Source organism: Candidatus Methylomirabilota bacterium (genome assembly GCA_035260325.1).
In the GTDB taxonomy this organism is placed as follows: Bacteria; Methylomirabilota; Methylomirabilia; order Rokubacteriales; family CSP1-6; genus AR19.
On the sequence record DATFVL010000061.1, the window covers coordinates 25,244 to 32,426 of the forward strand.

A 7,183-nucleotide genomic window follows, 5' to 3' on the forward strand; every position below is an offset into this window, starting at 1 on the left:
GCGCGATTCTAGCAGGCCCGCGCCGGCTCCGGTCAGGCGCCGAGGACCTCGTCGAGGACGCGACCGTCGGTCCCCGCCAGTGTGAGACCGAGCACACGGGCGACCGTGGGCCCGACGTCGCGGCTCCGGACCGCGGCGAGCGTCATCCCCTTCGCGATGCCGGGTCCCGCCGCCAGGAAGAATGCGCCGAGGTCGGCGTGCGTCGGGAGGTGGCCGTGGGAGCCTCGATAGCGCGGGGCGCAGACGAGCTCGTCGCCCGCGGCGTCGTCCGCGAAGGAGTAGCCCGGCGCCGCCTCGAGGAGGAGGTCGCCGACCTTCGGGTTCGCGGCGCTCGTCGGGAGCCCGAGGCCCGCGTACGCGCCCTCCGCGAAGACGTGGGCGACGCCCTCGAGCCGCGCCAGCTCGGGCGCCAGGTCCCGCGCGAGCCGCGCGCGATCGCCGGCACCCGTGCAGTAGACGTAGCCCGCGCCGGAGTTCACGACGAAGCGCGCTTCCCCGCCCGCGATGCCGCCGGCCGCGTCCACGCGGAGCAGTCCGAGCTGCCGGAGCCGCGCGTTGATGCGCACGTCGTGCGCGACGGGCAGGAAGCCGTGGTCCGAGACGACGAAGAGCGCGGTGCGCTCGCCGAGCTCGTCGGCGGGCAGCGTGCCGAGGAGCCTCTGGATGAGGCCGTCCACGTAGTCGATCGCCCAGTAGGCCTCGGGCGAGCGCGGGCCGTGGAGGTGCTGGAAGCTGTCGACGCAGAGGAAGTGCACGAGCATGAGCCGCGGCGCGTGGCGGCGCCAGACGTGCGCCGCGAGCTCCGCGACCATCGCGTCCTTCAGGAAGCGCTTGGGCAGCTCGGCCCACTCGCCCTGGCGGTCGAGCGGATAGCCGAGTGCCAGGAGCTCCGCCCACACGGCGCGCGACGTCTGCGTCTCGAAGATCCGCTGGTCCTTGAAGAACGGCAGGTTGAAGTCGAGCGCGGGCGACCGGCGCGTCGCGGGCCAGTCGATCGCCGCGGTGCCGAGCCCGGCCGCATGCGCCACGTCGTAGATCGTGGGCACGCGCACGAGGTCCGGGGCGTCGTACACGGGGTCGCCGCTCAGGTCCTCGCGCGCGCCGGTGGCGCGATTGAGGACGCTGTTGCCGACCACGCCGTGGCGGTCGGGCGCGACGCCGGTGACGAGACTCACGTGGGTCGGCCAGGTCGTGCTCGGGAACACGGTCTCCATCCGCTCGGCGATGACGCCGCGCTCGGCGAGCGCGCGGAGCCCCGGCATGCGCGCCGCGCCGTCCCGGAAGTAGAAGGCGGCGAGGCCGTCCACGCTCACGACGATCGCGCGCGTCGCGCTCACGCCGGCGCCTCCCGCGGCGCCCGGGACAGCGCGAGGAGCGCGACGCCCAGCAGGTTGAAGACGGCGCCGACGACCCACATGATGCTGTAGCTGCCCGTCGCGTCGTGGAGCGCGCCGGCGATCAGCGGCCCCCAGCCCGCCATCGCCCCCGCGAGCGCGAACAAGAACCCGACGATCGCGCCCGTCTGGCCGCGACCGAAGAAGTCGCCGACGATCGCGGGGAAGAGCGTCGAGACCGTGCCGTACGAGTAGCCGAAGACGAACGTGTCGGCGAAGAGCACGAGCGGGCCGCGCGCGGCCGCGAGGAAGCCGAGGAACCCGACGGCCTGGAGCGCCATCCCGATCGCGAGCGTGGCCCTCCGTCCGAGCCGGTCCGAGACGCCGCCCATCACGAGCCGCCCGGCGACCGCGCCGATGCCGAGCGTCGAGACCACCCACGCGCCGGTCAGGGCCGAGTAGCCGAGGTCGCGCGCGAACGGCACGATGTGCACGAGCGGGACGAAGACCGGGATCCACGTCGCGCTGAACGCGGCGCCGAGCATCCAGAAGGCGCGCGTGCGCCACGCGCGCGCGAGGGGCCAGCCCCGCTCCGCGGCGCCCGCCGCGGCCGGCGCGGGCGCGCCGTCGGGATGGAGGCCGACGCTCTCGGGATCGCGCCGCATCACGCACGCGACGAGGGTCAGGACGACGAAGATCGCGGCGCCGAAGACCACGTACGCCGTCCGCCAGCCGACGGCGGTGACGAGGAGCTGGGCGAGGGGCGGCAGGGCGAACGTGCCCGCGCTCCCGCCGCTCGACGCAAGGCCGACGGCGAGGCCGCGGCGCTGGACGAACCACTTCACGACGGTCGTGTTGCACGGGACGTACGCGGTCCCCATGCCGAGCGCCGCGACGCCGCCGTAGAGCAGATAGGGCTGCCAGAGCTCGGTCACGAGCGACATGCTGGCGAGCGCCGTGCCCAGGAGCAGCCCGCCCGCGCCGATGACCACGCGCGGGCCCCAGAGGTCGGTGAGCCGCCCCGCGGGGAAGCCGAAGACGCAGTAGAGCGCCGCGTAGAGGGAGAACGCGCCCGCCAGGCTGGCCCGGCTCCAGCCGAACTCCTCGAGGAGCGCCGAGAAGAAGACGCCGAACGAGTACTGGGCGCCGTACGCGAAGAAGAGGACGAGGAACGCGCCCCCGACGATGACCCAGCCCCGAAACAAGATCAGGCGCGACCGTTCTTGCCGTTGAGCTTCGGGAGGACCTCCGCGAGGAACTTGCCGGTGTACGAGCCCGGCGTCTGCGCGACCGCCTCCGGCGTGCCCTCGGCGACGATCTCGCCGCCTTCCTCGCCGCCCTCGGGGCCGAGGTCGATCACGTGGTCGGCCGACTTGATCACGTCGAGGTGGTGCTCGACGACGACGATCGTGTTGCCGGCGTCCACGAGGCGGTTGAGCACGCCGAGGAGCTTCTTGACGTCGTCGAGGTGCAGGCCCGTCGTCGGCTCGTCCATGATGTAGAGCATCTCGCCCGACTCGCGCGCGCCCAGCTCGGCCGCGATCTTGAGCCGCTGCGCCTCGCCGCCCGAGAGCGTCGTCGCGGGCTGCCCGAGCCGGAGGTAACCGAGGCCCACGTCCTGCAGGACGCGCAGCCGCCGTGCGAGCGCGGTCTGCGCGGCGAAGAACTCGACGGCGTCGTCCACCGTCATCTGGAGCACGTCGCTGATCGTGCGGCCGCGGAGCTTCACGCCGAGCACGTCGGGGCGATAGCGGCGCCCCTCGCATTCCTGGCAGGTCACGTACACGTCCTCGAAGAAGTACATCTCGAGCTTCTGGAAGCCGTCGCCCTGACACGATTCGCAGCGGCCGCCCGGCACGTTGAACGAGAAGGCGCCCGCGTCGAGGCCGAGCGCCTTCGCGCGCGGCAGCGCCGCGAAGAGCTTGCGGATCTCGTCGAAGGCCTTCACGTAGGTGATGGGGTTCGAGCGCGGCGTGCGCCCGATCGGCTCCTGGTCGATCAGGCGCACGCCCTTCAGGTACTCGAGGCCGGTGAGGGCGTCGTACGCGCCCGGCGGCGTGAACTCGGTCTTGAAGGCGCGCGCGGCGGCGCGGTAGAGCGTGTCGTGCACGAGCGTGGACTTGCCCGAGCCCGAGACCCCGGTGACGACGGTGAGCGTGTGGAGCGGGACGCGGAGCGTGACGGACTTGAGGTTGTGCTCGCGCGCGCCGAGGAGCGCGAGGTGGCGCCGCCCGCTCCGCCGGAACGGCGGCACCGGGATGGACTCCCGGCCCGTGACGTAGCGCGCGGTGAGCGAGTGCCTCGCCTTCTGGAACTCGGCCTGCGGGCCGTTGAAGACGATCTCGCCCCCACGGTCGCCCGAGCCGGGGCCGAGCTCGACGACGTGGTCGCCGGCGGCGATGAACTCGCGGTCGTGCTCGACGACGACGACGGTGTTGCCCGCGCGCGCGAGCTCGCGGCAGAGCTCGACGAGCCGCATCGTGTCGCGCACATGGAGGCCAATAGATGGTTCGTCGAGGACGTAGAGCGTTCCCACGAGCTGTGAGCCCAGCTGGTTCGCGAGGTTGATCCGCTGCGCCTCGCCGCCCGACAGCGTGCGCGTCTGGCGCGCGAGCGTCAGGTAGCCGAGCCCGACGCGCAGGAGGAACGTCAGCTTGGCGCCGAGCTGGCGGAGGATCTCGCGCGCGACGACGGCCTCCCAGGCCGTGAGCTTGAGCTCGGCGAGCAGGCGCGCGGCGCTCTCGATCGTGAGCGCGGTGAACTCGGAGATCGTGAGCCCGGCGACGCGGACCGCGAGGGCCGCGGGCTTGAGCCGCGCGCCGCGGCACGTCTGGCAGGGGGACTGGCTCCGGTAGCGCGAGAGGAAGACGCGGACGTGGAGCTTGTAGCGGTAGGACTCGACCTCCTCGAAGAACCCCGTGATGCCCAGAAAGCCGCCGTCGCCCTCGTAGACGAGCCGGCGCGCGGGCTCGGGAAGCTTCTCCCACGGCGTGTCGGTGTCGATCCCGTGCCGGCGCGCGGCCTTCAGGAGCGTCTTCTGCCACCACTTGCCGGACGGGTGCGTCCACGGCTCCACCGCGCCGTCGGCGAGGGTGCGCGCGCGGTCGGGCACGACGAGCGCCTCGTCGTACTTCAGGACGTTGCCGAACCCCTTGCACTCCGGGCAGGCGCCGAGCGGATGGTTGAACGAGAACAGGAGCGGCTGCGGCCGCTCGAGGACGGTCCCGCACCCGCTGCAGCGGTAGTCCTCGGCGAAGACGCGGCCGCCGTGCCCGAGGACCTCGACCTCGACCCGGCCGCCGCCCTCGCGCAGCGCCGCCTCGACCGACTCGGCGATGCGCGTGCGGTGCGCGGACTCGAGCACGACGCGGTCGAGCACGACGGCGATGTCCTTGTGCTCGCCGAAATCCGCCGGGGGCGGCGCCGCGAGGTCGAGGATCGAGCCGTTCACGCGCACGCGCGCGAAGCCGCGGCGGGTGAGGCTCGTCCAGAGCTCGGCCGGCGGGAGACCCGCGGGCACCGACAGCCGGAACGCGATCAGCGCCCGCGCGCCGGGGTGCTCGGCGAGGAGCGCGCTCACGATCGAATCGGGCGAGTGCGATGCTGCCGGCGCGCCGCACTCGGGGCAGTGGACGCGGCCGATCTTCGCGTAGAGGAGGCGGAGGTAGTCGTAGACCTCCGTGGCGGTGCCGACCGTCGAGCGCGCCGTGCGCACCGGGTTCTTCTGCTCGAGCGCGACGGCGGGGCGGATCTGCTCGATCCGGTCCACGTCCGGCCGGTCCACGCGGTCGAGGAACATCCGCGCGTAGGTCGAGAGCGACTCGATGTAGCGCCACTGACCCTCGGCGAAGAGCGTGTCGAACGCCAGCGAGGACTTGCCCGAGCCCGACACGCCGGTGACGACGGTGAGCTTGTCGTGGGGGATCTCGAGCGAAATGTTCTTGAGGTTGTTCTGGCGGGCTCCGTGAATCGAGAGCCCGGGGGGCTGGGCCATTCGATCGGTCCTCCTGAGGTGGGTAGTCTACTGGAACCGGCGCCGCGGCGCCAGGGCGCGGCGGAGCGCTTGACACGCGCGCGGCGGCCCGGTAGACTCCGACGTCGCTGTTGATAATGATTACTAACTACGAGACCCACGCCACGCTGCGCGCGCGGGGGCTGCGGCCGACGAAGCCCCGGCGCCTGATCCTCGAGGCCGTGCGCGCGACCGACGTCCACCCGACGGCGGCCTTCGTCTACCGCCGCGTGCGGAAGCGGCTCCCGCGCGTGAGCCTCGCGACCGTCTACCGCAACCTCCGCGTGCTGGCCGCCGAGGGCTTCCTGGCCGAGCGCGCGGACGCGGCGGGGCTGCGCTTCGACGGCAACACGGCGCCCCACGACCACTTCACCTGCCTCGCGTGCGGCCGGATCTACGACGTCCCGGCGCGCCGCGGGCGGGCCGCGCGCGCGCGGATGGCGGCGCACACCGGCTTCGAGATCCTGAACCACCGCACAGAGTACTTCGGCCGCTGCGGCGACTGTCGCCGGCACGGCGGCCGGACGTCCCCGAAAGCAAAAAGGAGGAGCTGAGTCATGGCAGGCAAGAGCCTCAAGGGCACCAAGAGCCACGCAAACCTGAAGGAAGCGTTCGCCGGCGAGTCGCAGGCGAATCGCCGCTACCTCTACTTCGCGCGCGTCGCGGACATCGAGGGGTTTCCCGACATGGCGGGCCTCTTCAAGGACACCGCGGACGCCGAGACCGGTCACGCCTTCGGCCACCTCGACTTCCTGAAAGAGGTCGGCGATCCGGTGACCGACGAGCCGATCGGCAAGACCGAGAAGAACCTCAAGTCCGCGGTCACCGGCGAGACGTACGAGTACACGCAGATGTACCCGGGCATGGCCAAGACCGCGCGTGACGAGGGCTTCCCGGAGCTCGGCGAGTGGTTCGAGACGCTCTCGAAGGCCGAGAAGTCGCACGCGGGGCGGTTCAACAAGGGGCTCAAGCAGATCGCGGGCAAGGAGCCGGCTGAGGCCATCTAGCTCTCGTTCCGGTTCGGGGGGGCGCGCCGGGGGACCCTGCTCGACCACGCTAGCCGCAACACGCGGGGTCGAGGCTGTAGGTTTGCGGTTCGGGCGACCCTGACTACACGGGTCTCGCAGGGTCACCCCGTCCCTCCCCCACCGAACCGGAACGAGGCTCGATTCCATCATGGGGACGCTCGACCTCAATTCGGCGGAGTTCTGGGACCTGTCGGCGGTCGACAAAGAGCTGCGGCGCGTCTACGACATCTGCGGCGGCTGCCGGCGCTGCCTGCCGCTCTGCCCGTCGTTCAAGGTTCTCTTCGACCGCCTCGACGTGGAGGCCGTGGACGGCGATGTCGAGAAGCTGCGCGCGCGCGACGTCAAGGAGGTCGTGGACCTCTGCTACCAGTGCAAGCTCTGCTACAACCACTGCCCGTACACCCCGCCCCACCGGTGGGCGGTGGACTTCCCGCGCCTGATGCTGCGCGCCCGCGCCGGTGAGGCGCGGAAGAACGGCGTCAGCCGTCAGGACCGGATGCTCGGCAACACCGAGCTCATCGGCCGGCTCAGCAGCCTCGCGGCGCCGCTGACGAACTGGCTGAACGAGCTCGGCGTGCACCGCGCGTTCGTTCAGGCCGTCGCGGGGATCCACAGGCGGCGGAACCTTCCGAAGTTCCATCGCGAGACCTTCACCCAATGGTTCAAGAAACGCGAGAACGCTAAGACCGCGGGTCGCGCAGACGCGACGGGCGTGGCGACAGGCCGGGAGCCCGTCGCTGTAGGAGGCGTGGCGCCAGCCCGGGAGACTGCGGCTCGCGCAAGCGCGGCGGGCGGGCCGACAGGCCGGG

Annotated in this window: 6 protein-coding genes; 3 read left to right on the plus strand and 3 right to left on the minus strand. The window is 72.1% G+C overall.

Annotation, left to right across the window (positions count from 1 at the left end; genetic code table 11):
* Window positions 1–32: 32 nt before the first annotated feature.
* Genes VKG64_04370 through uvrA form a run of 3 tightly spaced genes read right to left on the minus strand, consistent with a single transcriptional unit; the run spans window position 33 to window position 5,328 of the window.
* Entirely contained in the window at window positions 33–1,337 is a 1,305-nt protein-coding gene (locus VKG64_04370) for an ectonucleotide pyrophosphatase/phosphodiesterase (GenBank protein ID HKB24269.1), read from the minus strand.
* Window positions 1,334–2,539 carry an MFS transporter gene (locus tag VKG64_04375; GenBank protein HKB24270.1) on the minus strand — a complete coding sequence of 402 codons (1,206 nt, stop codon included), beginning with the start codon at window positions 2,537–2,539 and terminating at the stop codon, window positions 1,334–1,336. The genes VKG64_04370 and VKG64_04375 overlap by 4 nt, the downstream gene beginning before the upstream one ends.
* Before the next feature lie 2 nt (window positions 2,540–2,541).
* Window positions 2,542–5,328 carry an excinuclease ABC subunit UvrA gene (gene uvrA, locus VKG64_04380; protein HKB24271.1) on the minus strand — a complete coding sequence of 929 codons (2,787 nt, stop codon included), beginning with the start codon at window positions 5,326–5,328 and terminating at the stop codon, window positions 2,542–2,544.
* Window positions 5,329–5,444: 116 nt separating this feature from the next.
* Here uvrA and VKG64_04385 point away from each other — a divergent pair, with 116 nt between their 5' ends.
* The 3 genes from VKG64_04385 to VKG64_04395 form a co-directional block, all read left to right on the plus strand.
* Window positions 5,445–5,900, plus strand: a complete 456-nt coding sequence (locus VKG64_04385; protein ID HKB24272.1) for a transcriptional repressor — start codon at window positions 5,445–5,447, stop codon at window positions 5,898–5,900.
* A 3-nt stretch (window positions 5,901–5,903) separates the two neighbouring features.
* Window positions 5,904–6,353, plus strand: a complete 450-nt coding sequence (locus VKG64_04390) for a rubrerythrin family protein (protein ID HKB24273.1) — start codon at window positions 5,904–5,906, stop codon at window positions 6,351–6,353.
* A 169-nt stretch (window positions 6,354–6,522) separates the two neighbouring features.
* A partial coding sequence (locus tag VKG64_04395) for a 4Fe-4S dicluster domain-containing protein (protein HKB24274.1) occupies window positions 6,523–7,183 on the plus strand: 661 nt, incomplete at its 3' end.

Excerpts from the sequence above, each read along its gene's own strand:
- uvrA (HKB24271.1), bottom strand. The coding sequence starts at position 5,328 with ATGGCCCAGCCCCCCGGGCTCTCGATTCACGGAGCCCGCCAGAACAAC.
- VKG64_04385 (HKB24272.1), top strand. The coding sequence starts at position 5,445 with ATGATTACTAACTACGAGACCCACGCCACGCTGCGCGCGCGGGGGCTG.
- VKG64_04390 (HKB24273.1), top strand. The coding sequence starts at position 5,904 with ATGGCAGGCAAGAGCCTCAAGGGCACCAAGAGCCACGCAAACCTGAAG.